Raw genomic sequence first — 24980 nt, 5'->3', positions numbered from 1 at the left:
AAGGTGTACGTTGAAGAAGTCCCGGAAATTCAGGAGGTGGACGGATGCTTCGTTTCTTGCTTAATCGCAGCATCAAAACCAAGATCGTATGGAGCACCGTGCTTATTTCCTTAATTCCGCTGCTGATTCTCTCCTACTTATTTTATGATACGAATACCCGTTCCTTGGAGAGGACGATGCTGCGCAGCTCGAATCAAAACGCCGATTATCTGTCGGATTATTTGGATAAATATTTTCAAAATGTATCTGCTTCCGCTCTTCAGGTCTACGGCTTCCAACGAATTATGAACTTGATGGAGCACGGCATTGATTACAATGATCCCGATATTCTCAACCTAAAGGATTCATTAAACAACTATTACCGCCTGGTCGAGAGCCGAAACGAGCATATCATGAAAGTAATGATCTACGGGAAAAATAATAGGCTGGCCGATAATTGGTCAAGAGCTTCCAGTTATGATGCGATAACGTTAGGCAAAGGCACGCCTTATTTTGATGAGATGCTGGACTTGCCTTTTCAGAACACGTTGATGTTCACGTATACGGAATCGCAGCTAAAGCAGTCGTTTTTTGTGTATGGCGTAACGATCTATGACCCTTTCTCCAAATCGAAGGTGGGCACGCTTATCTTCTATATCCCAAGCAAAGAAATCGTGAAGATGGTTGAGCGGTATAATTACGAGCCTAACGAAATTATTTTGCAGAACAGGCGCGGGGATACGTTCTATCAAACCTCGGATCGTTTCGCGGCATCCATCGATCCTTACGAACCGCCGAAGCTGCCCATTAGCAGTCAAAAGCATGATCTTCGTTTCTCTGACAACAAGGATCGGTTAACGAGCACCTCCTTTATTAACAACGGCAATATCCGCTTGTCCATTGTGTACCCTAATACGGAGCTTCGGCTAAACCGCGATCACTTAATGCTGATTACGATCGTTGCGCTCATTCTGGTGCTGTTGTTCATCTATATTTTTTCGTTTCTGTCACAGCGGTTTATTACGAGGCCGCTGCTCATGCTGGGCAAAGCGATGAAGGCCTTCCGAAACGGCAATTTGCAGGCCACCGTCAAGCAGCCGCTGCTGTGGCGAGACGATATCTCGGAGCTGACGCGCAGCTTTAATTACATGACCGAAAAAATAAGAACGATGATTGAAACCGAGTTCCAAATGCAGCTTCGCAACAAGGAGGCGCATATTATGGCGCTTCAGATGCAAATCAATCCGCATTTTCTGTACAATACTTTGCAAACGATAGGCGGAAAAGCCGTCCTGATGGGCGATTATGAAATCCATGAAATGTGCAGGGCGCTTGGCGACATGTTCAGGTACAGCTTCTATGAAGGGAATATGAAATCTACGCTGCGCATGGAGCTTGTGCATGTAAACAATTATTTATATATTCAGCAGCTGAGATTTGAAAATTCCTTGCGACTGGAAATTGATGTGCCTGAGACGTTTATGGATGTGACGATCATTCGATTCGTGCTGCAGCCCATTATTGAAAATGTCATCGTTCATGGGCTGGTCAAGGACGACGACACGCAGCTGCTGATCCGTATAAGCGCCGTTCGCGAATCGAATGATATCGTCCTTACCGTATGGGATAACGGCCCAGGTATGGATAAGGGTAAACTCGAAGCCGTCCAAATGGATATCAGGAATAAGTCAAAGGAAGTATTTGCTGGCGTCTCGATCGGATTGAAAAATGTCCATGAACGCATCAAGCTTGTTTATGGTCCCAAATACGGCATAACGATCTATAGCGAAGAAGGAAGCGAAACGTCAATTTCGATTCGGATTCCAAATCGAATGGAGGCTGGGGAAAATGTACAAAGTGATGGTCGTGGATGATGAGCCGTGGGGCCGCAAAGCCATTAGCAAAATGATCGGTGAGCTGCCGCTGGATTTGGAGGTTATTGCAGAAGCAAGGCATGGGGAAGAGGCGCTGGAGCTGATCCGAATGAGCAAGCCGCATATCGTAGTGACCGATATGAACATGCCGGTCATGAACGGGAAGTCATTTCTAGCCGAGCTGCATAAGGAGTATAGCGAAATTAAAACGGTGGTCATCAGCGGGTACTCCGCGTTTGAATACATGAAGGCCGCATTAACGTACCAGGCATGTGAGTACGTACTGAAGCCGGTCTCGGCTGCGGAGCTGAGGGCAGCGCTTGGCAAGGCAATCGCAGCCAGCCAGAGCCATCTCAGCCTGCAGCAGCAGAAGAAGCATAAAGAGGACATGCTGAGTTTGAAGCGGGAGGTGTTCCTTCAGCATGTGGTCAGCGGGCGAATTAACAACCAAGCTGACCTTTATGCCCAAGCTACGGAGCTGGGGCTTGGCTGTGCAAGCAGCCGGCTTCGATTGGCTGTACTTAAGCTGCGGCAATATCGCCGGATCGTAGATAGGAAGTTTCACGGCAATGCGGATTTGCTGATGTACAGCGTAGAAAATATCGTACTTGAAATGCTGCGGGGAGAAACGACGGTTGCCTTCAAATCGGATGACCGTGAGAACATTATCATTCTTTTTCCCGATTCGATGGATCACGCTCCTTGTCTGCACGCATTCCTCGACAAGTTCCATGAAGCAATGAAGCATATGTACCAAGCGGATGTTATCGTAGGGCTTAGCCCGGCAGATGAGCCCTTTGAGCAGCTTCCTGCGGCCTATCATGCCGCGCAGCAGGCGCTGCTTGCCAATCCGTTTCAAGGAACGGGGCTCGACGTTTGCGGAGCGCGGCGGCTAGCCGCCGTCCCTGATCAAGCCATACTCAGCTCCTTCGAAGCCCAGACGCTAAAGCAAGCTCTCGTGTCAGGCAAAAGCAAGGATATGCAGCGAATATTCAACCAGTTTGTTCATCAAATCCTGTCGGCGCAAGGAGCATCCATCCAGTCCGTTCAAAGGGAGCTCGCCGGCGCGGTAGAGCTGCTGCCGATAGGCGATCAGCATCAGTTGGAACGGTCGTCCTTCCTTGAGCCTAAAGCGATCCTGCAGGTACTTGAACCTGCAGAGCTGCACATTTGGGCGGCACAGGTCCGCGCCTTTGCTGAGCAATTGGCAACGAGGCATGAGAAGCCCGATACCGATCACACGATTCGCGAAATTGTAGCCTTGCTTGATCAGCGTTATTTCGAGGACTTAAGCTTAGTGGACATGGCGACAAGGTACCATATCGATCCTAGCTATTTGAGCAAATTGTTTAAAACGGTGACCGGAGAAAACTTTATTGAGTATGTGAGCCGCAAGCGGATAGAGAAGGCCTGCGAGCTTCTTGGGGGCACTGATCGGAAAATTATCGAAATTTCCGAGCTGATAGGCTATGAGAACCAGCGTTATTTCAGCCAGGTTTTCCGTAAGGTAATGGGATTGACCCCTTCGGAGTACCGGGAGTCCAAGGCACAGGAACGGCCCGTAAGTATAAAAATTTGAACAATCGAAACACAAATTATTGGATTACGATTTTTCCTTCTGAATTCTATGATAGAGACAGAACGAGTGACAGCGTTCCAAACTCTTGATTATGAAAAGGGGAACCACAATGAACAAAAAAATGATCATAGGCTTGTGCTTAGCGATGCTCATGCTTCTGCTTGCAGCCTGCGGCAGCGGCACCAACGAGCCTGAGGCTACGAAGGATACGAACAAGGGGACGGAGCCGGCAGCTACGGCGGCGGGCACGAAGGAAGAGAAAGTCACGCTCTCGTTTATGCATTTTAAGAGCGATGTGACCGATGGCGTTGCAAAAATCGTAGAGCAGTTCGAAGCAGAAAACCCGAACATTACCGTTGAGGTTCAGCCCGTTAAATACGATGACTATTATACGCTGATCAAAACGAAGCTAGCGGGCGGCGACATCATTGACGTATTCACGTTAAATCCCGGCGGACAAACGAAATTGTTCGCCGATGGCGGTTACATTATGGATCTGACAGGTCAGCCTTTCCTGGCAAACTTTGACGAGGATGTGCTGAAGGGGCAGGCGACAGACGGGGAAAATTATGTCATGCCAGTTAATGGCGGGCCGATTGCTGTATTTTACAACAAGAAAATATTCAGTGATCTAGGGCTGGAGGTTCCGAGAACCTATGATGCATTGATTGAAGCAGCCAATAAAATCAAGGAAGCGGGCAAGACGCCGTTTGCGCTAGGGTGGAAGGATGGCTGGACGCTAGGAATGTGGGCTTCGCGCGACCTGCCAAGCTTAACGGCGCTTGAAGAAGGACAAACGGATTTCTTCCAGAAGCTTGAAGTAGGGCAAGCCAAGTTCGCGGATAACCCGGCAGTAAAAGTAACGATTGAACGGGCCAAGAAGCTGTTTGAGTTGGGCAACAAAGATCAGCTTGGCGTGGATTACAACGGTGTCGTAGATCTGTTCTCCAAAGGCGAGGTCGGAATGATGTATACCGGCACATGGCCGCTGCTGGATTTTGAGAAGAAAAACCCGGATTTCTACAACAACGATCTTGGCTACTTCCCTTACCCGTTCAGCAATGACGAAGCTTTGAACAAGCTGGAATTTAATCCGGATGCTTCGCTTGCTGTAGCAAGCAATACGCCGCATAAGGAAGCTGCGCTTAAATTCATGGAATTTATGTCCAGCAAGCAAGGCGGAGACGCTTGGGTTAACAATATTAAATCATTAAGCTATGTGAAAGGCTCCACAACAAGCATTGCTCCTGCCATGGATGAGCTGAAGCCTTACTTCGATCAAGGCCTGACGTATGACTCGCAAATTTATTTCGCGAACACGACGCTGGATTGGTCTACGCAATTCTGCCAATTGCTTCAGCAATATTTCTTCAATAAGACAACTCCGGACAAAATCATCGCGGATATGGATGATTGGATTTCCAAAAACCATAAATAATAGGCGGAAATAGGTTTGGAAAACGGCTGCGGGTGGGCGGGGGCAAATGTTCCGCTCAGCCGCATTTTCGGAGGAGGAGCAGGAATGGGCTTGTTGAGACGAACGGTTAAAAATGAGTTTTGGTATGTTTTGTTTTTGGTGCCGGGCTTCAGTTTATTTGCACTCGCGTTATTAATCCCGCTTGGGATGGGAATACGGTATTCCTTTACGGACTGGGACGGGATCGCCCAGACGCTCCATTACATCGGATGGGGCAATTACAAAAACGCGTTGACGGACAACGACTTATGGAAAGCGCTGCTTAACACATTTAAGTATGCGATTATTTTGACCATTGCGGTGAATTGCCTATCCCTGTTATTCGCGCTGCTGCTCGATTCGTATTTAAAGTTTCGTAACGTATTTCGTACGGTATTTTTCTTGCCGAGTGTCATATCCATCGTACTATCGGGCTTTATTTGGAGCTACAACTACAGCACGGGATTGCCCAAGCTGTTTCATTTTTTTGGCTTCGAGAACGTCACCAGCCCGCTTGGCAACCCTGACCATGCCTTATTTGGCATTATCATCATTGCCGTCTGGCAGGGCATCGGGGCACCGATGATTATTTATATCGCAGGTTTGCAGGGCATTCCCCAGGAACTGATTGAAAGCGCGAAAATCGACGGTGCGGGCACGGGTAGAACGCTTTGGAATATCGTGCTGCCCCTGCTTGCGCCTTCTTTTACAATAAATATGGTATTGACGCTGACGGGCTCGTTAAAGGTATTTGATCTCGTATTCGTTACGACGCACGGCGGGCCGGCTTTCGCCACCGAGGTCATGTCCACCTACATTTACAGAAGCTCCTTTGCCTCGTATAAAGGCGGATACGGGATGGCGTTATCGATGATTTTCTTTGTTGTGCTTGTTATCGTTACGATCATCCAGCTCTCGATCTTTCGCAGAAGGGAGGTTGAAATCTAATGAAAGTCAAGCATACGGCTGTGTTTTGCATTGTCTTGGCATTAGCGCTTGTCTTCTTGTTTCCTTTCTATATTGCGGTGCTTATGGCTTTCAAATCGGCGAAGGAAACGTATGATTCATTTTATGCGCTCCCTTCGGCGCTGGATTTCTCCAACTTTCTGCATGCCTGGGACACTTCCCGATACCCGACGGCATTCCTGAACAGCTTGATCATTACAGTAGCGGCCATCCTGCTGATCGTTATCATTTCAGCCATGGCAGGTTATTCGATCGCAAGACGGAACAAAAAGTTTTATCAGATGTTTTTTGTATTGTTTCTTGCCGGCATGATGGTGCCGTTCCAAATTACGATGCTTCCGATCTATAAGCTGGGCAAGACGCTTCATATGATTGATACGCATTGGGGCATTATTCTCATTTATGGCGGCGCTGGCATTCAGATGGGCGTGCTGTTCTATACCGGCTTTATCCGGGCGATTTCACAAGAAATTGAAGAAGCTGCCCGAATTGACGGCTGTACGACACCGGGCATCTTTTTCCGAATCATTATTCCTTTGCTTAAGCCGGTAACGGCTACGGTACTTGTATTAAATGCGCTATATATTTGGAATGATTTTCTGCTTCCTTTGCTCTTCCTTCAGGATGTCTCTTACCGGACGATACCGCTGCAGCAATATTTTTTCTTTGGCCAATACAGCAGCGACCTGAACCTTGCTTTTGCTTACGCAGTGATGGGGATGGTCCCGATAATCATCTTTTTCCTATTTATGCAAAAATATATTATCAAGGGCATCGCGGCGGGTGCGGTCAAGGGCTGACAAACAGGTGTTTGTCGCGCCATTTCGTAAGTTTTAATAAAAGATTAGCAGCGTAGAGGAGTGTTACATTTGGCTATTACTTATTTGGAGAAAAGCTCGCTTTTTGAGCTTCGTACCGATCGGTCCTCGTATTTGTTCGGCATTAACGACAAGGGGGGCGTTCAACATGTTTATTGGGGAGAGCCGGTAGAAGCCGAAGAAGCAGCGGAGCTGTTAAAAGGCTGGCAGCACAGCTCCTTCGATGCAAATGTAGAACGCGACATGGAAGAATACGGAGGATGGGGAGGCAGTCATTATTCCGAGCCATGCCTGAAGGCAAAGTTCCATGACGGCGTCCGCGATCTGAAGCTTAACTATAAAAGCTACGAAATCGTAGGAGAAAACCAGCTTATTGTCCGATTGGCGGATCAAAGTTATCCTTTCCGGGTGGAACTAAGCTATACGGTTATTTCCCGGCAGGATCTAATTGAACGATCTGTCCGCTTCTATAATGATGACAAGCTTCCCGTTGTCATTGAGCAGGGAATGGCGGCGGCATGGTCGATCCCGGCGCTTCGCGATTATCGGCTGAAGCATGTGGCAGGCCGCTGGGCGGGTGAGTTCCAGCTTCGATCAGAGCTGCTTACGGAAGGCAAAAAAGTGCTGGAATCGAGAAGAGGCTTCACAGGCGCCAATGCGAACCCATGGTTCGCTATCGATAACGGCAAGTCTGATGAACAGTCCGGCAACGTATGGTTCGGCGCGCTAGGCTGGAGCGGCAACTGGAAAATCGTCGCGGAGAAATCATCATTTGGCCGCTTGCGTGTGGTAGGCGGAATCAATGATTTTGACAGTTCCTTTACGCTTGCTCCAGGTGAGAGCTACAGCTCTCCCGTATTTACGGGAGGCTTCTCCTCAGGGGGCTTTGGCGAAATGAGCCGGAAGCTGCACAGCTATCAAAGCGAGCATATTTTGCCAGGCTCCCGCATTCGGAAGGTGCTGTACAATTCATGGGAGGCTACTGAGTTTGCCGTAACAGCGGCTGGCCAGAAGGAGCTGGCACAGCGGGCAGCAGCCATCGGCGTAGAGCGCTTCGTCGTTGACGATGGTTGGTTCGGCAGCCGGCATAGCGACCGGGCAGGCCTTGGCGATTGGCAGGTTAATGCCGAGAAGTTTCCGCTTGGCCTGCAGGAGCTAATCGACGAGGTGAAGGGGCACGGGATGGAGTTTGGATTATGGGTAGAGCCGGAGTCCGTGAATCCAGACAGCGACTTGTACCGAAGCCATCCGGACTGGGTGTACCAGTTCCCGACCCGTGAAGGCACGCTGCTGAGAAATCAGCTGCTGCTTAACTTGGGCAAGCCAGAGGTGAAGGCATTTGTGCTCGGTTTCATGACGGAGCTTCTCAGCACCTATGATATTTCCTTTATTAAATGGGATATGAACCGAACGGTGACCGAGCCTGGGACAACACCGGTGGATGCTGCTGCGGGTGAATCCGTTTGGTTAAAGCATGTGGATCATCTCTATGACATATGGGCGGAGCTGCGAAGCAAATTCCCTCATGTGGAGTTTGAGACTTGTGCGGGCGGCGGGGCGAGAATTGATCTTGGCATTTTACGCTTTGCGGACCAAGCGTGGATTAGCGACAATACGGATGCGCGCGACCGGCTGGCTATTCAAGAGGGCTTCTCTTACGTTTACAGCCCTTCGGTGATGATGTGCTGGGTGACCGAATCGCCTCATGGCATGAATGGCAGACGCCTTCCATTATCGTTCCGCTTTCACAGCGCCATGATGGGCGGCCTCGGGATCGGCGCCAATATTAGCCGCTGGTCTACCGAAGAAGACGAGGAAGCGAAGCGGCATATTGCAACGTATAAGCAAATTCGCCATATCGTCACCGAGGGCAGCTTGTTCCGTTTAGCCTCGTTCGAAGAAGGCAATACCGCAGCATACCAATATGTGAGCTGCGACGGGGAAGAAGCCGTTGTTTTTGCCTTCCAGCAGGCACAATATTTTGGTTATCAGGAGAGCAGGCTTAAGCTGCAAGGATTGGATGCTGCTGCCTCGTATGAAGTGTTCGGGGAAGAAGGGCAGCCTGTCGTCAGACATGGCTCTACGCTCATGAATATTGGAATTCCTTATGCATTGTCTGGCGACTATGCAAGCCGCCTTGTTCGGATAAAGCGTATAGGTTAGGAGGAGCAGCATGGAGATCAATAGCGGATCGGAAATTCGGGAAGCCCTATATAAAGGCTTTCCTTCCGTAGTTATCGAGAATGACAGCGTACGCCTGGAACTTGTGCCTGAGCTAGGTGCAAAGCTTGTCTCCCTCCAGTACAAGCCTACGGGCAAGGAATGGCTGCTTGATTCCGGAAGCCGCAAGCTGGAACCGGTATTTCAGGCATCGAGCTTTACGGACGCGGATATGAGCGGCTGGGATGAATGCTTCCCTACGATCGATCCGTGCATTATTGGTCAGGGGATTGAGCTGCCCGATCATGGCGAGGTATGGTCGCTGCCTTGGGCCTCAGAGCGCGAGGGAAATACGATTGCCTCCTACGTCAAAGGAGTGGCTCTACCCTACCGCTTCACTCGCAAAATCATGCTTTTGCCAAATGGCGCTATCCGTTTGGCTTATGAAGCGGTGAATGAGGGGAAGGAAGCTTTCCCGTTTCTTTGGGCAGCGCATCCGCAGTTCGCCATAACCGAACCGACGGAAATCTTGGTGCCGCAGGCTATGGATAAGCTCTTATGCGTTTATGGCGGCAAGCAGCTGACGCTTGGGGAGGAATACGAGCTAGCCGAGCATAAGGTGATGCAGCCGGACGTCACTGGGGACGGGATCAAGTTTTATTATCCCGGTGCGATACCGGAAGGCTGGTCGGGCTTGTTCGGACAAGCAAGCGGCAATTATTTGATGATGAGTTATCCGGTTGCGCAGGTTCCTTATTTTGGCCTATGGCTTGATAAGGGGATCTGCAATGACCGCGCGGTTTGCGCGTTAGAGCCGGGCATCGGCTACTACGATTCCTTGGCTCGCGCAGCACGCAATGGAACAGCGAAGCTGCTGGAGCCCGCGGAGCGCTACGCTTGGCATATCGATCTCAAGCTTGGCCAAGGCAGCTTAGAAGCCGCGCTGAGCTAGGCTTGTATTCGCAAAAAAAAGGACTAGAATATGATCCCCGTCTTGCCGTTCCTGATCAAGGAAAAGCTGACGGGGGTTTTGCTTTATTCCTAACATGAAATGAATGATGAACAAAATGGTTGGCGAAGTTGGCTAGTATCTGAGCTGTTTTGTTTAAGGAAAAGTATTCGCTCAAGCCATCCTCGTATCGTCTTTGTTTATGGTTCCTTCCCGCTTGAAATAGTGGGAATTTCTCCCGTTATTTGAATGAAATCCACGCCTTTGGCGCTTTTAGCTGGAATTTCTCCCTCTAAACTCTCAAAATCCCTCTGAATTGCTGCATAACGGTTAAATTAACGGGACAATTTCCTGCTATTGAGCTTGCTACGACATTCATGCTCATTTAGCGGGAGAAATTCCATCTCTATATGTTGAACAAAAGAAATGATCTACTCACGCAGCGACCACAACGAGAAACTTTAGTTCAACCTATCTATTTCATCTATCCCTTCAAAAATCGAGCTTGGAAAAGGTTGCAGTTATGCTGTTAGTTTCACGCCAATTGGGGGTAAAGAAGGATATTAGCATAGGAGGTGGCTGCGATGGAGGCGTACGTACAAATTTTGGTTAAGCTGCTTATCGCTTTTGCAGGATTATGGTGCCTGACCCGCTTGCTTGGCAAACGGGAAATCTCCCAGCTATCACCCTTTGATTTTATTTCCTCCATGGTTTTGGGCGAGCTGGTTGGCAATACGATTTACGATGAGAAAGCAACCGTAGGGATGCTTGTATTTGCACTGGCCATTTGGGCCATTTTATCTTATTTATTTGAGAGGATTATGGAATTCGGCAAGCCGTTTCGCCGTAGCTTGGAAGGGAAACCTGAGCTTCTTATCATTAACGGAGATATCGATAAGGCAGCCTTGAAACGCAACAAGATTGCCCTCGATGATTTGAAAATGATGCTGCGGCAGCGGGATGTCTTTTCCCTAAACGAGGTGGAGTATGCCGTTTACGAAACGAATGGAGCGCTTAGCATTTTGAAGAAATCTGCGAATGAGTAAGCTTTTAGAAGCGCCTATTAAAAAAGCGTTGCCTTTCCTGTATTCCACCAATTATACTAAAGTAAATATTTGGTATGTGTAACTGGCGAAAACGTAGATCACTACGGTGGAGCACATATTCCATAGCAGCCGTTCGCCTGGGCAAAGTATTTGATCTAACGATCAGATGCTTTTTTTGATTTAAGGGGGAAAAAGCAATGGGAAAACCGAGGAATGTGGCCGTTTTCATTTATGAGCAAGTAGATACGCTGGATGTTACGGGCCCATACGATGTGTTTGCTGTATCCAGTAATTGGGGCAAGGACTTTGATGTCTACACCGTAGGCGAAAGGCAATCAACAGTGCATACGGTTAGTGGCCTTGCTATATGCCCAAAGTACGGTTTTGACAATTGTCCTGCACCGGATATTCTAGTTATTCCCGGAGGGTTGGGCGCGCGAAAAGAAATGAATAATGAGGCCATTACCGCTTGGATTCAAAAAATGGCTGCTTCCGCCGAGCATGTGTTATCGGTGTGTACAGGTGCGCTTCTTCTGGCGAAGGCGAATGTACTAGATGGATTACAGATAACAACGAATCGCAGGGCGATTGATTTATTGAGAGAAGCGGCACCCACTAGCGCGAAGATCGTTGAGGATGTCCGTTATGTCGACAATGGGCAAATCATTTTGTCTGCGGGAGTAACAGCCGGTATGGACGCGGCGCTTCATCTCGTTCGCAGGCTGCTCGGGTCGGAGAAAGCGCACCATACAGCTTCAATGCTCGAGTATCATTGGCGAGAGCCGGGCTTTTCAGGGCTAGTCCCTAAAGCTAGCTTACAAGAGGATGAGAAGCTGCTCATACGAAAAGCCGGATTAGCAGACTTGGAGGCCATGCTGCAGTTATATAGGGAAGCGGCTCGCTGGATTCACTCGCACACCGGTTTCTTACAGTGGCCTGAAGCGTCCTTTACAGAAGAGTACTTAACCTCGTTTATTGAAGAACAAGAGGTGTTTGCTGCATTTTTGAAGGACGAGCTTGTCGGCTGCTTCTCGCTCCAATGGCAGTATGAAGAGATTTGGGGAGACCAATTTCATGAGAATGCCGGTTATGTTCATCGGCTGGCCGTATCTCGGAATTATAAAGGTCAAGGCTTCGGCAGCCGAATTTTAGCTTGGGCAGGGCATTATATCGGAAGTAGAGGCAAAGCTTGGCTTAGATTGGATTGCATGGCAGACAACCCGGCACTCAATCGCTATTATCTTAGTCAGGGGATGACGTTTCGGGGACGGTTCGACAGTCAAGGCTGGAGCGCGAATTTGTACGAGCGAGAAATCAAGCGTGAGGAAGAAGACTTGTCCCATGAATAAGGGGAGAGAGGCATAGCGTTTCAGATTCAGAATAAAAACTGGTAAATGTGATGCAGGCCGGGCAAATAATTCGGTAACAAAAAGAAAATGCATCCTATGGCGCTGCATTTTCTTTTTGTTACCGGACGTCTACCCTTTCAGCTTGCTCCGATACTCGGAAGGTGAAGAGCCGATGATCTTTTTAAATAGGCGCGAGAAATAATAAGGATCGCTGAGACCGATCGATAGACTGATTTCCTTGATGCTTTTATCCGTGAGATCGAGAAGTTGGCACGCTCTTTGCATTTTCAAGCGCAAGTAATAATCAATCGGTGCACAGCCAGTCGACTGCTTGAACAAGTGATTAAGATGCTGCTTGGAGATGTTGGTGAACGCAACCAAACTCTCGAGCGTAAGAGTGCTCTCTAGCCTCTCCTGCATATAGATGATGGCCTGTTCAATGTAGGCGAGCGTTTTCTCCTCCTGCTTCCTTCTCGGGATAAGCCCAATGAAGCTCAGCATGTAGCGCATCGTATGGGAAATGTGAATTTGGTGGGCAACCGAATAGGCTTTCACAGATAGCAGGTCAAAGCATTGGTGAAACAACTCCAATATTTTATCCGCGTCGGATAGAGCCAGCTGAAGCGGTCCGTTATAGGAGCCGAAGCTTTCCATAAGCGCATCTACCTGTGTACCCTTCAAGTGAAACCAATAGATGCTCCAAGGATTGCTCTCGTCAGCGCCATAAGCGTGAGGCGTATCGGCTGGGATGAAAGCAATGGATTGTTCCGTCACAATAAATCGTTCGCCGTTCCCCATTTCGATCCAGCCTTGCCCGCTCGCACAATAAAAAAATATATAGGAATCGCAACCGTCAGGCCGTTCGCGAAAATGATGCTTGGCTCTTGGGAAATAGCCAATGTCCGTAATATACAGCTGCTTTATAATGGGATGTTCAACCATTTCACTCAATTGGTAAGGGGGAAGCACGATTATTTTTTGAGCACTAAAGCCATCCGCTTTTTTTAACATTTGCCGCTGCCTCCTTGACTGTACCGTTCTATTTTACAATTACAGCCATCCTCAGTACAAGTCTGCAATTAGACATTGACAGCGCTTCAAATCATTGTTACCATATGCCCATGAACGCGTGTTCACACGCAAAGGAGGACATCGGTTGAGCAAGGAAATCAATAGTACGGAGATCGCCAGGCTGGCAGGCGTATCCCGCAGTACGGTCAGCCGTGTCATAAACAACTATGCGAACGTTCCGGAGCAGACGAAGCAGAAAGTGATGAAAGTGATTCAGCAATATAACTATTTTCCCAATTTGTCCGCACAGGTACTGGCAGGGAAACGTACGCGAACCATCGGTTTGTTCATGATTGACTCTGGCCGCGTGTCAGGCGATAGCATTTCAAGTCTGCTGCTCGCCCGCATTATTGAAAGCGCTTCTTCGCAGGGCTATTACGTGCTTACCCATATCGTTCGGGATATGAAGGATTTGGATGAAGCGAGGACGATCAAGGAAAGCTTCTACCAGCGCAGAATCGACGGCGGCATCTTCATTGGCGCTGCCAATCATGAACCGTTAATCGAAGAAATGATTGCGGATGGTTTTAAGGTTGGCATCGTAGATCATTATCTACCGGGCAGAATGGAGCCTAACCGCCTCGTATATAACTTTGACAATGAGACGGGCGTGGGCCAGGCCATCGATTATTTGGTTAGCTTGGGGCATAAGCGAATCGGCATGATTAACGGAGATATGAACCGCTATTCCGGTCCGTCGAAGCTAAAGAGCTTCCAAGCAGCGATGCAGCGGCATCAGCTCCAGGTCGTGCAGCAGTGGATGCTACCGGGCGATTTTAACGAGGAGAGCGGCTATAAAGCTATAACTGCTTTTTTGAAGACCGAACCTGCGGAGCTTCCGACTGCAATATTCGCTGTGAATGACAGCGTGGCTTTCGGCGCGGTCCGCGCTCTCAAGGAGCTGGGAATAAGCGTACCTGGGCAAATGTCCGTCATCGGCTTCGATGACCATTTTAGAAGCTCGTATTTTAGCCCAGCCTTAACGACCATTCGCGTGGATTTTGCGGATATGATGGATCGGTTGGCGAAGTCTCTGATCACAAGCATTGAGAAAGGCGCAGCAGCTTTTCAAATTTTTTCAGCGGAAACCGAGCTGGTCGTACGTCATTCGTGCCAAAGCATGCCTGTGACGCAGCTGTAGCTCATTTTGTGCAGGCAAACCGCAAGCTCGAATAAACGCGTGTTCAGGAGGTTGGGCGTATTTTGAGAGGGGGGATGTGGGTGTAGAGTAGAGTTATTATCTTTATGATCGTTTAGACGAGTAATGACGACAACTAAAACCGATAGGGAGATGATAAGCATGAGTGAAAGTGTTCTAGGATCACGGACAATTACGCAAATTGGGCTATTGGTTAACGATATTGATGAGGTTTCGCAGGCTTATGCTGATTTTTTCGGCGTGGAGAAGCCGGCATGGTTTTGGACAGACACGGTTGATAAAGCTCAAACCGAATACAAGGGAGAATCGTCGGTGGCACGCGCTAAGCTAGCGTTTTTCGATATGGGTTCGCTGCAACTGGAGCTGATTGAGCCGGATGAGCATCCGAGCACCTGGCGGGAGCATCTCGACAAGCATGGGGAAGGGCCTCACCATATTGCCTTTGTTGTGGATGGCATGAAGGAGAAGACCGCTTCCATGGAGAAGCTGGGTATGCCGTTAATTCAAAAAGGGGAGTACACCGGCGGGCGTTATGCCTATATGGATACGTTTAAACAATTAAAAGTGATGCTGGAGCTGCTTGAGAACGACAAGCAATAGCGCATGGTTTCGGACAAAGCAAGTTAAATTTAAGGGATGACTGGAGGATACATACCAATGAATATTTTGATAACGGGCGCAAATCGCGGATTGGGCTTGGCTCTTGCAGCTGAGGCTTGTAAGCGTGGCCATCATGTTCTGGCGGGCGTTCGCAGTCCCGGCTCGGATGCCGAGGGCTTGCAGAAGCTGCTCGCGGACTATCCTGAGCAAGTGACCATACTCCCGCTGGATGTAGCGGATGAGAATTCAGTGCGCTACGCCAGCGAGCAAGCGGTCAATCGCTTAAACAGCCTTGATGCGGTTATTAACAGCGCGGCGATCCTGCTTGGAAGGGACCAGAAGCTGGAGCAGCTTGATATGGAGCAGGTCGAGCAATCTTTCCAAATTAATTTGTATGGCCCAATCGTTGTGCTCAAGCACTTCTTGCCGCTGCTGCGCCAAGGCTCGCAGCAGGTTATTATTAATATCAGCTCTGAAGCGGGCAGCTTTGCTGGGGCCTATGGCGGAGACTATTCCTACGCGCTTTCCAAGTCAGCGCTGAATATGTTCTCGGCTCAGTTGAAGCGTGAGCTTGCTCCTGCAGGCATAATCGTACATGCGCTTCATCCAGGCTGGATCAAGACCGACATGGGCGGCGATCAAGCTCCCGGTGACGCAGCATCCTCGGCTGTGGGCATTTTGAACCTAGTTGAACGGAAAACGACGGCGGATGAGCTGTTTATTGACCATACCGGCTCTGCTATGCGGATATAAGGATGACAAGGTTTTGATTAGAGAGGAGGGAAATGGAATGAAAATCATTGCTGCCTTGGTTGGCGATTACTATCATAACGAGGAACTGGCTCGTGCTTCCTTGCAGGAGGCCTTGGCAGAACCTATTGTATCCGGAGCGTTGCAGCTCCTAGTGGTATCCGATACGGAGCATTTGATCTCCGTGCTTGGCGATAAGCCGGATGCGGTTATTTTGTTTGCAGAGAATCGCGTAGCTCCTGAAGCGCAGCCGAATCTGCACTGGATGACGCCGGAGATTGAGGCTCGGATCGAGCATTATGTGGAGGAGGGCGGGGGCTGGCTTGCTTGGCATTCCGGGCTCGCCTCGTACCCAGCAGACGGACGTTATACGGGAATGCTTCGGGGCTACTTCTTGTCGCATCCTGAGCAGCATGAACGGGTAACTTATTTGGCGGAAAATGGGCAGCTGGATACAGCGTTTGATTTTGTTGACGAGCATTATTTTGTTCATTGCGAGGAAGCAAAGACAGAGGTATTCCTTCGCTCTTCCTCCGTTGATGGATCATCGATTGCCGGATGGCGGCATCCGTACGGAGCGGGGAAAATCAGCTGCTTAACGCCCGCTCACAGAGAAGAAGGCCTATTGCATCCGGATTTCTTGAGCTTGCTGAAGGCGGAAGCGGAGTGGCTGGTTGGTCTTGATTCGGTGGACCAGGCGTAAGCCTAAACATAATTTATTCTGGCTAGGGAATGATGGGCCTATAAACAAAAAAAAGGCGCTCAAGTTGAGCGCCTTTCTTACGGTTAGGAATCATGAGTTAATTATCGAGCTTGTATTGTTTGATCGATTCATTTAAATCAACAGAAAGATTGGACAGTTGGATGATGACTGCGGATATTTCTTGCATCGAAGCGCTCTGCTGCTGCGCCGATGCAGCAACCTCTTCCGTTCCTGCAGCTTGTTCTTGCGTAATGCCTGAGATTTGCTGCATTGATTCGGTTATTTTCTCAAAGGATTCATCGACTTTGCCCAATGCGCTGAACATATGATTCGTATGCTCGGTAAACTCCGAAACGCCACCATAAATGCCCTTAAAGTTTTCGTATGTTCCCTGAATCCATGAGTGCCCTTGTTCAACAGCTTTACTTCCATCGTTAATGCTCTTCATGACGAGCATGCTGTTTTCTTGTGTGCTGGATACAAGATCCGTCACAGAGAGTGCTGCTTGAGCAGATTGCGATGCTAATTTCTTAACTTCACCGGCGACGACGGCAAAGCCTCGTCCAACATCTCCTGCACGAGCCGCTTCGATTGAAGCATTTAACGCGAGCAGATTCGTTTGATTGGAAATCTCCGAGATAATGTTAATGATTTCACTTATTTCGTTCGATCGTTCCGTCAGCGTAGTAGCGGCTTCTTGAGATTGAAGCATAGCTTGCTTAATGGCATTCATCTGCTGAAGAGTGCGTTCTACAAGGTCTTGACCTTGTTCGGATTGATGGTGAACCTCTGTTGCGATGTTTTGAATATCTTTCATTCCGCCGGATACATCTTTAATTTCAGAATCGATGTGATTGATATTATGTTGACTAAGGGATACGCTTTGAACGATTTCATTAATTCCCTCTGTCATCCGATTGGTGGAATCAGCAACCTGCTGCGCGCTATTCGTTGACTCATTTACCGTTTGCTCTAGGTGCTTGCTGGTTACGGAAATCAGATTTGAAGATGCGCTAACCTGTTGAATAAGGCTTTTCAGGCTCGTAATCATTAACCCAAACGATACGGCTAATTTTCCGATTTCATCCTTGCTTTGAACGGCAATAGCCGTTTTCATATCGCCAGCAGCAATTTTATCAGCAGCAACCATTAAGTTGCGCAGCGGATTCGTAATGACCCTACCGATAACAACTGCGATGATGCTTCCCACTAAAAACACGACAATGGAAATAATGACGGTTGTTAGATTTGAGCTTGCTGCCGTTTCTGGCACTACCGAAGCGTCTAAATCAATACCAAGAATGCCATAGGAAGTACCTGATCCATCGGATAGCGGGTAGAAGATCGATTTATGTGTGCCATACTCATCTTTATAGATCGAACTAATGACAGGACTGTTTGACGCAATGGCTTCTCTCATCTCATCCGTAAAAGGATAAGCTGTGCCAAAATCATCAGGTACGCCAGACAAGATCAGAATGCGTTCGTTATTTTGGTCATTTGCTAAAATATAGATATTTTCCAAACTGTGAATCACTTGCAATTTTTCAAGCTCTGTTTTGATTAACGCGTAATTCGGATCATCTGTCGTTTCTAATTTTTTCTCAGATCCAGGTATGGTAGATAAGGTATTGCTTGCAATTTGGATATCGGTAGTAAGCCGTTTATCAAATTGCTCGAGCAACTTCTCCGATAGATTCTGTTGGGTCAAATAACCGGATACTGCAAAAGCTACGCAGGTGATAACTTGCAATAGAAGTATACTTATTGCTATTTTCACAGCAAGATGTTCTTTGTACCAGTTAAAACTAAGTATAGATTTCCTCATGAGTGTTCTCCCTTGTAGTCAATCGATTATGTTCCGCGTATGCTTCATCAATTTTAAGCTTTAAATAGTCTACGATTTTATCAACATCACTCACTTGGGTATGCGGCGAAATCACAAATAGCTTGCTTGCATACAGCGCTATTCTCTGATTATCCAAAGTAGGGACGATCAGATGCTTTTTGGTATCGCCAAAGAACATTTCTCCGCGATCCCTTCCCAAAATTTCGAATAATAGCTCGTTTAATTGATTGACCTTATCAATTTCTTCGTAGCTCTTTGATCCGGCATATTCTGCTTCGTATCCATTTAATCGATCATGATAAAGGCGGAAGAGGGTAATAATTCCCGGGTTTAGCGGATTCACAATAATGGCTTCTGGCACTTCTTTTATTAATCTTTTTCGGAAGGCAACATTAACCTCTACAAACTGTGCAAGCAGTTTCTGGTAACCTTCGATTCCAAAAGCTAATAAGGCGCTATAAATGCTGATGGAGCTTCCCATTCTTGAGCATTCCAAGGTGTAACTCGTATGATATTGCCCGTAACCGCGGTGACCTACATAAGGCGTCTCGTCTGGGTCTAAATCCAGAAGCTTTAAATCTGTTGCTTTCTTGACTAAAAAAAGACTTGTTGAATACGGAGTTTGCCCAAGCTTTTGGAAGTCAAAGCATAAGGAGTCAGCTTTATAGAGGTACTTCATTTTTTGTTGGATTATTTGTAAAGCATAAAGCGTATCCTTCTCGATGCCTAATGGATTTGTTTCAAAGTCATATTTATTGAAAAAAGCGAAAAACCCACCCAAAGCAGAATCTGCATGGATATGAGGTTTCTGTATGCCGTGTTTTTGCGAGAGAGCCTCAGTCATATTAAAGATTTCATCAAGGCTATCAATTCCCATGGCGTCCGTTGTTCCCGTAGTAGCAACGACATAGATAGGGGTGCCCCCATTTAAGATGACATGTTCCATTTTCTCTTTCAAGTCGGCGATATCTAATGAGCTATCTTCCAAGGTTCTGATCTTAATTAAGTTGTTGCTGCCAATGCCGGTGGCCTCCATTGATTTATAAAGCGAATAGTGAGCACTTTCCGAGCAGAAGGCATATAAATTTCGGGGAACCCCGTTTGTGGCCGCGGTTGAGCTGGCTTTATTGATAGCTAGACGCAAACCGGTGAATATGGCTCCTTGTCCACCCCACGTGGTATAGCCTCCGCTCTCAGAGGGATCGTAGTCTACAAGCTCGGACATCATGGCAACGACCTTTACTTCGGCTTCGGCGCCGGCAGGACCATAGACATCCCATAGATTATTGCCGTTAACCATAAACGCAGCAATCATCCCAAGTACGCCGGGAATGCTTGCCATCGGAAGAATGTTTGTAAGAAAATATTTTGTATGATAAGGATGGGCATGAAGTAAGTTTAATAGTTCTTTGTTAACCTCTTCTAAAGGGCTTCCATTTACGGGTATACGACTAGAATCTGCCAGTTCTTTATAAAAGAGCGGTCCTCTATCTTTTTGTCCTTTGAGGAACGCCGATTCAGGATCTTTTAATTCATCGACACCGCTAACGATCTGGCCAATTAGTTCTAAAATTCTGGTACGCTGCTCTACGTTGCCGTCATCGCTTGGGAATAAGCTGCGAATATTAGTTTCATTATTCATACTCATGCTACCTCTCTCCATCATCCATATTTTCTCTCTGAATTAAAAAAGGTATACCTATAAATTCTCATAGGTATACCATTGCTTGTAACATTGCAACTGGCTGACATTTCTTTGGAAGAAGTAGTCCCTATAGCTTTGCGCCACCATCTTTCGACGGGTTTGCCACTATTAAATTTGGATAAATTTGCAGTTTAATTAGTAAACATTGGCAGGCACTAGGAACATTCTACTATTTCACTTTTCCAAGATCAATATGCTTTTAGTTAAATATGACTAAAGAACTAATGAATTATGTCGACTACATATATTTTTTGTCACAATTTATCTTTTAATATTAAAGAACCGTCCATTTTCTCTATAACATTATAAATATTTTCAATAAAAACATATTAAAATTAACTAAGTTTTAATGGTATGTACCAAGTCGCTTGGCAGTGATAAGGAACTAAGATTTACTCATAAAACAAGAAGAATTGAAGTTGTTTTTTTCTCTTTTAGGTAAAGAGCGCAGCTTCTATACTTAGGTTTGATAAGAGGATGGAATTGGAGGGACCACGATGCTGCCTGATGTAGTTAAAAAAACGCTGGATTTGTTGTGTCAATCGCTCAGTGCTCGCACGACTAATATTGAATCCGTGTATTTATATGGATCAATTGCGTTAAATGGTTATATTGAAGGCTCCAGCGATATCGACTTTTTGGCTATCGTTAGAGAGCCACTTAGTCAAGCGGATATTCAAGCCATTGCAGAGGCGCACGAAGAGGTTGAGCGGGTGCTGCCGAGCACGGATATTATGGGGGCGTATCTACTCCTCGATGATCTAATGAATAAAGGCACGGAAAGCAGCCCCTTACTGACTTATTATAACAAGCACCTGAATACGACTGGGGCGGGAGCAGATATTAATCCGGTGACGTGGTGGATTTTAAAAAAACATGGCATTAAAGTCTATGGCTCCGACCTCATCTTTCATTACGATTTAGATATTGACGCTCTGCAGGAATACGTCATTCTTAATTTGAATTCTTATTGGGTTCAATGGATCGAACGGTTAGAGAAACAATTAACCGAAGTCAAAGGATTGGAACAAGAAATTAACGAAAAGCAGCTGGATGAAGCGGTTGAGTGGTGCACACTCGGCATGCTGCGACAATTATATACATTAAACGAATATGATATCACGAGCAAAATCGGAGCTGGTATTTATGGAGTGGAGAGCTTGCCAGAAAAATGGCACGGACTGATTCAAGAAGCCATGATGATCAAGCTTCTAAAGCCTGATCGGAATTATACGTCACAAACGCAACGATTGGATGACCTTGCCTCATTACTGAGGCTCATTCATTCGGAAGCTAACCGGAGAACATTGCGCTGAGCGCAATTCAGGCTTTTAAAACACAAATAGGTGAGCGGAAGCAATTGTGCGCAGAAATGGACAGCAGTAAGGAGATAATGGATGTAACTGGACAGAGAAGGTGACTAGCTAGAGAGAGTAGCTGGATAGGGAAAGTGACTAGATAGAGAAAGTAGCAGGATTGAGAGAGTGACTAGATAGAGAGAGTAGCTGGATAGAGAGAGTAACTAGCTAGAGAGAGTAGCTGGACTGAGAGAGTGACTAGTTAGAGAAAGTAGCTGGACTGAGAGAGTAACTAGTTAGAGAAAGTAGCTGTATAGAGAGAGTGACTAGCTAGAGAGAGTAGCTGTAGAGAGAGAGTGACTAGATAGAGAGAGTAGCTGGATAGGGAAAGTGACTAGACGGAGAGAGTAGCTCGACAGATAAAGTAACTGGGCTGAGAAAGTATTTAGAAGGAACACTTATTCTGAATACGGAATCAGCTACTTTTTATTCATTTTCTGGGGATGTCAGAGATTTTTAAGAAAAGCTTATGAATTAGATGGAATTTCTACCGCTAAAATAGAGCTATTCCGTTGGAATAGGGATTAGATGGAATTTGTCCCGTTAATTTAACTGCTTTACTCGATTTTCGGTCATTCTGTTGGGATTAACAGGATAAATTCCTGCTACACTATTAAAATGAATAAAATCCCTGAAAATAGCAGGATTATTTCCATTTAATTTAGTTGAACGAAAGAAATGAAGTTGAAGCGTAACGAGAAGAACGTTCCAAAGAAGCGAAATGTCCACATTTTTAGCCGAATTCTTCCTTTTAAGTGTCTAGGTCAATCAAAAAATTACAATTGCGATCCTGAAGCATGAACTACTTGCACAGCACACACAACGAGCAACTTTAGTTCAACTTACTATAGACTGATATAGCAACTCGACAGATAAAGTAACTAGGCTGAGAAAGTATTTAGAAGGAACACTTATTCTGAATACGGAATCATCTACTTTTCATTCATTTTCTGGAGAAGTCAGAGAATTTTAGAAAAGGCTTATGAATTAGATGGAATTTCTACCGCTAAAATAGAACTATTGCGTTGGAATAGGGATTAGATGGAATTTGTCCCGTTAATTTAGCGGCTTTACTCGATTTTCGGTCATTCTGTTGGGATTAACAGGATAAATTCCTGCTAAACTATTAAAATGAATAAAATCCTTGAAAATAGCAGGATTATATCCATCTAGTTTAGTTGAACGAAAGAAATGAAGTAAGCGTAATGAGAAGAACGTACTGGAAAGTTGAAGCGACTTCTTGTGCAGTCAGATGCTTACCTCGGGCAGTATAAGCAAATTTAGCGATTAGGCCGTAACAGCGATTCATTTTTGAATTTTCCAAGTTGAGCTTATGCAATAACAAGGAGCTGCCGACGAGGTCATGGTTGACTCTGCGCGGCAGCTCCTTGTTTGAGAACACATATTATAGAATTAGCATTGATAAATGAGTTTTTACAGTAGACATTTGCGTCGCAATGTATACAACTCACTCCATATACAAAACCATGGTGCGTATCTTTAGCGCGATTGCTTACAAATATACGGCTTGGCCAGTTTTGGAAGATTCATAAATTGCTTCAAGAATTTGCGAGACCACGAAAGCTTGCTCCGGCGTAACGACCGGCTCGGTGTCATCCTCGATCGCTTTCAGCCACATTCTCATTTCAAGGTCAGCTTCGTTCTCGGTTTTGCCGTCAAAGAATGCAACGCCGCCAGCTTTCAAGTCTACCTGCGTCGTGAACAAACGGCTGTGCTTCTCGCCATTGATCCGTAGGCCGTCCTTCATGTCAGCTCCGCCTTCTGTGCCTGACAAAGTACATTTAGCTTCGTCAACTTCAAGCGTGTTAAGCGCCCAGCTGGATTCCAGCACGATGGTAGCGCCGTTTTCCATAACGATCATGCCGAATGCGGAATCCTCGACTGTGAACTTTGCAGGGTCCCAAGGTCCCCAAGCATTTGCCGCGTTTTCGCGCTGTGAAAGCTTATGGTAAGAGGTTCCAAGAACCACTTTTGGCTTGTAGTTGTCAAGCATCCATAACGTCAAATCAAGCGCGTGAGTACCGATATCGATAAGCGGCCCGCCGCCTTGTTTCTCTTCATCAAGGAACACGCCCCATGTCGGAACCGCGCGGCGGCGAATCGCATGTGCTTTTGCGTAATAGATGTCGCCAAGCTCACCAGCTTCACAAAGCTTTTTCAAGTGCTGGCTGTCCGGACGGAAGCGGTTGTTGTAGCCAACCGTAAGTTTCTTGCCTGTACGACGAGCTGCATCAACCATGCGCTGTGCATCGTGCGCAGTTTTGGCCATCGGCTTCTCGCTCATCACATGCTTGCCAGCTTCAAGCGCTGCGATAGCGATGTCGGCGTGGGAATCATTTGGCGTACAAACATGTACGATTTCGATGGACTCATCTTGAAGCAATTCTGTATAATCCGTATAAACTTTAGCGCCTTCGGCACCATACAAGCCAGCAGCTTCATAAGCGCGATGCTCGACGATATCGCAAAATGCGACGATTTCAACGTTGTTCAATTTCTTCAAGCTTGGCAAATGCTTGCCGTTGGCGATCCCGCCGCAGCCGATAATAGCTAATTTGAATACTTTGGACATGAGTAATAGCCTCCTCAAAAATGTAGGGTTTCGGTTAGGGCATAGCTTTACTGCGGGTACTTCTCCGGTATTCCGAAGGCGTAACCCCGAACTTCTTGCGAAACACGGCATGAAGATAATTGCCGCCTGCAAAGCCCGCAAGCTTGGCAATTTTCTCCACGGATTGGTCGCTTTCCTGCAGCTCGCGGCAGACGACATTTAGACGAATATCTTCCAGTATCCGGCTGAACGTGTGACCGTGATGAAGCTCCTTGAACAGCCGCTGAATATGCCGCGTGCTCAGGTTAAGCTTGTCCGCAACGTCTTCCAGCGTAATGAAGCCGTCATAGTTGGCGTAAATATACTCGAGCGCGAGGCGATAGCGATAAGCTTTCATATCCCGCGTCGGAAAATGCTTCTGCTCGTTCGCGCTGTCATAAGCGCGAACGGCGCGCAGCAAAATTTGAATGACCGCCTGCTTGATGGTTGTGTAGCTGCCGACAAAATTGTCGTTGCAGGCCTGATAGGCTTCCAGGAAGCGAGGCATCGCCTGATGTAGGTCCGCTGCTGGTGAATGCGGAAGCGACTTCAGCTTCTCAATGCAATCGCGCGCCTCAGCGGCTTCCCAGTCGTCATAGGAGCGAGAATCGCCATGAAGGCCTTCTTCCGATTCCGACCTGTCGACGATATCGACGTGCAAGCAAAGCTCATCCATCGCTTCTAGGGCATCGGCCTCTTGATAATGCATGATTTCGGGTCCCGTCAAATAAAGCATGCCGGGTTTAAGTGCGTATTCTTGATCGACAATAATGACTTTTCCTTTGCCTTGCGGGATGAAATGGAATTCATACTCCGCATGCTTGTGAAATCCTACGATTCTGCCTGGAGGAAATTGCGTCAGATGGAAGCGCAGCACATGGATGTCGTAAGATCCCCATCTGATGCACAGCTCCAGACGCTCAAGCGCATCCTGGCGTTCATGCATGACCTCGTAAGGGAAGTTGGGCATGCCGGTTCCTCCTCGGAGGTCTCCGTTT

General features: G+C 47.1%; 19 protein-coding genes and 2 riboswitches. Of the genes, 14 read left to right on the top strand and 5 right to left on the bottom strand.

Annotation, left to right across the window (positions count from 1 at the left end; translation table 11 throughout):
* Nucleotides 1-44: 44 nt before the first annotated feature.
* The 9 genes from FJQ58_RS12405 (at nt 45) to FJQ58_RS12365 (ending at nt 12176) form a co-directional block, all read left to right on the top strand.
* Nucleotides 45-1853, top strand: a complete 1809-nt coding sequence (locus FJQ58_RS12405) for a sensor histidine kinase (protein WP_139993801.1) — start codon at nt 45-47, stop codon at nt 1851-1853.
* Nucleotides 1828-3432 carry a response regulator transcription factor gene (locus tag FJQ58_RS12400; protein WP_139993799.1) on the top strand — a complete coding sequence of 535 codons (1605 nt, stop codon included), beginning with the start codon at nt 1828-1830 and terminating at the stop codon, nt 3430-3432. The genes FJQ58_RS12405 and FJQ58_RS12400 overlap by 26 nt, the downstream gene beginning before the upstream one ends.
* 109 nt (nt 3433-3541) lie before the next feature.
* Nucleotides 3542-4870, top strand: coding sequence for an ABC transporter substrate-binding protein (locus FJQ58_RS12395; RefSeq protein WP_139993797.1), 1329 nt, complete (start codon nt 3542-3544; stop codon nt 4868-4870).
* Nucleotides 4871-4954: 84 nt separating this feature from the next.
* On the top strand, nt 4955-5836 hold the full coding sequence (locus FJQ58_RS12390) for a carbohydrate ABC transporter permease (RefSeq protein WP_139993795.1): 882 nt from the start codon (nt 4955-4957) through the stop codon (nt 5834-5836).
* On the top strand, nt 5836-6654 hold the full coding sequence (locus tag FJQ58_RS12385) for a carbohydrate ABC transporter permease (RefSeq protein WP_139993793.1): 819 nt from the start codon (nt 5836-5838) through the stop codon (nt 6652-6654). Before FJQ58_RS12390 ends, FJQ58_RS12385 begins: the two co-directional genes overlap by 1 nt.
* 60 nt (nt 6655-6714) lie before the next feature.
* Nucleotides 6715-8835 (top strand): alpha-galactosidase, encoded by a 2121-nt coding sequence (locus FJQ58_RS12380; RefSeq protein WP_338016139.1) that lies wholly within the window; start codon nt 6715-6717, stop codon nt 8833-8835.
* A gap of 10 nt (nt 8836-8845) precedes the next feature.
* Complete coding sequence (locus FJQ58_RS12375) at nt 8846-9784, top strand: aldose epimerase family protein (RefSeq protein WP_139993790.1); 939 nt, start codon at nt 8846-8848, stop codon at nt 9782-9784.
* A gap of 581 nt (nt 9785-10365) precedes the next feature.
* Nucleotides 10366-10827: a DUF421 domain-containing protein gene (locus tag FJQ58_RS12370; RefSeq protein WP_139993788.1), complete on the top strand. Its 462-nt coding sequence runs from the start codon at nt 10366-10368 to the stop codon at nt 10825-10827.
* 68 nt (nt 10828-10895) lie between these two features.
* Nucleotides 10896-10977, top strand: a riboswitch (ZMP/ZTP riboswitch).
* Nucleotides 10978-11024: 47 nt separating this feature from the next.
* Nucleotides 11025-12176: a GNAT family N-acetyltransferase gene (locus FJQ58_RS12365; protein ID WP_139993786.1), complete on the top strand. Its 1152-nt coding sequence runs from the start codon at nt 11025-11027 to the stop codon at nt 12174-12176.
* A gap of 129 nt (nt 12177-12305) precedes the next feature.
* On the opposite strand, the gene FJQ58_RS12360 is transcribed toward FJQ58_RS12365, so the two are convergent.
* Nucleotides 12306-13187, bottom strand: a complete 882-nt coding sequence (locus tag FJQ58_RS12360; RefSeq protein ID WP_139993784.1) for an AraC family transcriptional regulator — start codon at nt 13185-13187, stop codon at nt 12306-12308.
* 145 nt (nt 13188-13332) lie between these two features.
* Between FJQ58_RS12360 and FJQ58_RS12355 the strand changes: the two genes are divergently transcribed.
* The 4 genes from FJQ58_RS12355 to FJQ58_RS12340 all read left to right on the top strand — a co-directional run bounded on the left by FJQ58_RS12355 (nt 13333) and on the right by FJQ58_RS12340 (nt 16459).
* A complete protein-coding gene (locus FJQ58_RS12355; protein WP_139993782.1) occupies nt 13333-14388 on the top strand; it encodes a LacI family DNA-binding transcriptional regulator in 1056 nt (351 codons plus the stop codon).
* A 159-nt stretch (nt 14389-14547) separates the two neighbouring features.
* Nucleotides 14548-15006 (top strand): VOC family protein, encoded by a 459-nt coding sequence (locus FJQ58_RS12350; protein WP_139993780.1) that lies wholly within the window; start codon nt 14548-14550, stop codon nt 15004-15006.
* A gap of 57 nt (nt 15007-15063) precedes the next feature.
* Nucleotides 15064-15759: an SDR family oxidoreductase gene (locus tag FJQ58_RS12345; protein WP_139993778.1), complete on the top strand. Its 696-nt coding sequence runs from the start codon at nt 15064-15066 to the stop codon at nt 15757-15759.
* Between the two features lie 37 nt (nt 15760-15796).
* Nucleotides 15797-16459: a ThuA domain-containing protein gene (locus tag FJQ58_RS12340; RefSeq protein WP_139993776.1), complete on the top strand. Its 663-nt coding sequence runs from the start codon at nt 15797-15799 to the stop codon at nt 16457-16459.
* Nucleotides 16460-16556: 97 nt separating this feature from the next.
* On the opposite strand, the gene FJQ58_RS12335 is transcribed toward FJQ58_RS12340, so the two are convergent.
* Complete coding sequence (locus FJQ58_RS12335; RefSeq protein WP_139993774.1) at nt 16557-18287, bottom strand: methyl-accepting chemotaxis protein; 1731 nt, start codon at nt 18285-18287, stop codon at nt 16557-16559.
* A complete protein-coding gene (locus tag FJQ58_RS12330) occupies nt 18268-19956 on the bottom strand; it encodes a pyridoxal phosphate-dependent decarboxylase family protein (RefSeq protein WP_139993771.1) in 1689 nt (562 codons plus the stop codon). Before FJQ58_RS12330 ends, FJQ58_RS12335 begins: the two co-directional genes overlap by 20 nt.
* 85 nt (nt 19957-20041) lie before the next feature.
* A riboswitch (cyclic di-GMP riboswitch) is annotated at nt 20042-20127 on the bottom strand.
* Nucleotides 20128-20510: 383 nt separating this feature from the next.
* Between FJQ58_RS12330 and FJQ58_RS12325 the strand changes: the two genes are divergently transcribed.
* Complete coding sequence (locus FJQ58_RS12325) at nt 20511-21329, top strand: nucleotidyltransferase domain-containing protein (protein WP_139993769.1); 819 nt, start codon at nt 20511-20513, stop codon at nt 21327-21329.
* A 1555-nt stretch (nt 21330-22884) separates the two neighbouring features.
* Here FJQ58_RS12325 and FJQ58_RS12320 read toward each other — a convergent pair.
* Both FJQ58_RS12320 and FJQ58_RS12315 read right to left on the bottom strand, forming a co-directional pair.
* On the bottom strand, nt 22885-23964 hold the full coding sequence (locus tag FJQ58_RS12320; RefSeq protein ID WP_139993767.1) for a Gfo/Idh/MocA family protein: 1080 nt from the start codon (nt 23962-23964) through the stop codon (nt 22885-22887).
* Between the two features lie 34 nt (nt 23965-23998).
* Nucleotides 23999-24952, bottom strand: a complete 954-nt coding sequence (locus tag FJQ58_RS12315; RefSeq protein ID WP_139993765.1) for an AraC family transcriptional regulator — start codon at nt 24950-24952, stop codon at nt 23999-24001.
* Between the last annotated feature and the right edge of the window lie 28 nt (nt 24953-24980).

The sequence above is a fragment of the Paenibacillus paridis genome (assembly GCF_006345825.1).
GTDB classification, from domain to species: Bacteria; Bacillota; Bacilli; order Paenibacillales; family Paenibacillaceae; genus Pristimantibacillus; species Pristimantibacillus paridis.
This window is presented reverse-complemented; position numbering and strand designations above follow the sequence as displayed.

Excerpts from the sequence above, each read along its gene's own strand:
- FJQ58_RS12405 (WP_139993801.1), top strand. The coding sequence starts at position 45 with ATGCTTCGTTTCTTGCTTAATCGCAGCATCAAAACCAAGATCGTATGG.
- FJQ58_RS12375 (WP_139993790.1), top strand. The coding sequence starts at position 8,846 with ATGGAGATCAATAGCGGATCGGAAATTCGGGAAGCCCTATATAAAGGC.
- FJQ58_RS12335 (WP_139993774.1), bottom strand. The coding sequence starts at position 18,287 with ATGAGGAAATCTATACTTAGTTTTAACTGGTACAAAGAACATCTTGCT.
- FJQ58_RS12395 (WP_139993797.1), top strand. The coding sequence starts at position 3,542 with ATGAACAAAAAAATGATCATAGGCTTGTGCTTAGCGATGCTCATGCTT.
- FJQ58_RS12400 (WP_139993799.1), top strand. The coding sequence starts at position 1,828 with ATGTACAAAGTGATGGTCGTGGATGATGAGCCGTGGGGCCGCAAAGCC.
- FJQ58_RS12320 (WP_139993767.1), bottom strand. The coding sequence starts at position 23,964 with ATGTCCAAAGTATTCAAATTAGCTATTATCGGCTGCGGCGGGATCGCC.
- FJQ58_RS12330 (WP_139993771.1), bottom strand. The coding sequence starts at position 19,956 with ATGAGTATGAATAATGAAACTAATATTCGCAGCTTATTCCCAAGCGAT.
- FJQ58_RS12365 (WP_139993786.1), top strand. The coding sequence starts at position 11,025 with ATGGGAAAACCGAGGAATGTGGCCGTTTTCATTTATGAGCAAGTAGAT.
- FJQ58_RS12360 (WP_139993784.1), bottom strand. The coding sequence starts at position 13,187 with ATGTTAAAAAAAGCGGATGGCTTTAGTGCTCAAAAAATAATCGTGCTT.
- FJQ58_RS12315 (WP_139993765.1), bottom strand. The coding sequence starts at position 24,952 with ATGCCCAACTTCCCTTACGAGGTCATGCATGAACGCCAGGATGCGCTT.
- FJQ58_RS12345 (WP_139993778.1), top strand. The coding sequence starts at position 15,064 with ATGAATATTTTGATAACGGGCGCAAATCGCGGATTGGGCTTGGCTCTT.
- FJQ58_RS12340 (WP_139993776.1), top strand. The coding sequence starts at position 15,797 with ATGAAAATCATTGCTGCCTTGGTTGGCGATTACTATCATAACGAGGAA.
- FJQ58_RS12325 (WP_139993769.1), top strand. The coding sequence starts at position 20,511 with ATGCTGCCTGATGTAGTTAAAAAAACGCTGGATTTGTTGTGTCAATCG.
- FJQ58_RS12385 (WP_139993793.1), top strand. The coding sequence starts at position 5,836 with ATGAAAGTCAAGCATACGGCTGTGTTTTGCATTGTCTTGGCATTAGCG.
- FJQ58_RS12390 (WP_139993795.1), top strand. The coding sequence starts at position 4,955 with ATGGGCTTGTTGAGACGAACGGTTAAAAATGAGTTTTGGTATGTTTTG.
- FJQ58_RS12350 (WP_139993780.1), top strand. The coding sequence starts at position 14,548 with ATGAGTGAAAGTGTTCTAGGATCACGGACAATTACGCAAATTGGGCTA.
- FJQ58_RS12370 (WP_139993788.1), top strand. The coding sequence starts at position 10,366 with ATGGAGGCGTACGTACAAATTTTGGTTAAGCTGCTTATCGCTTTTGCA.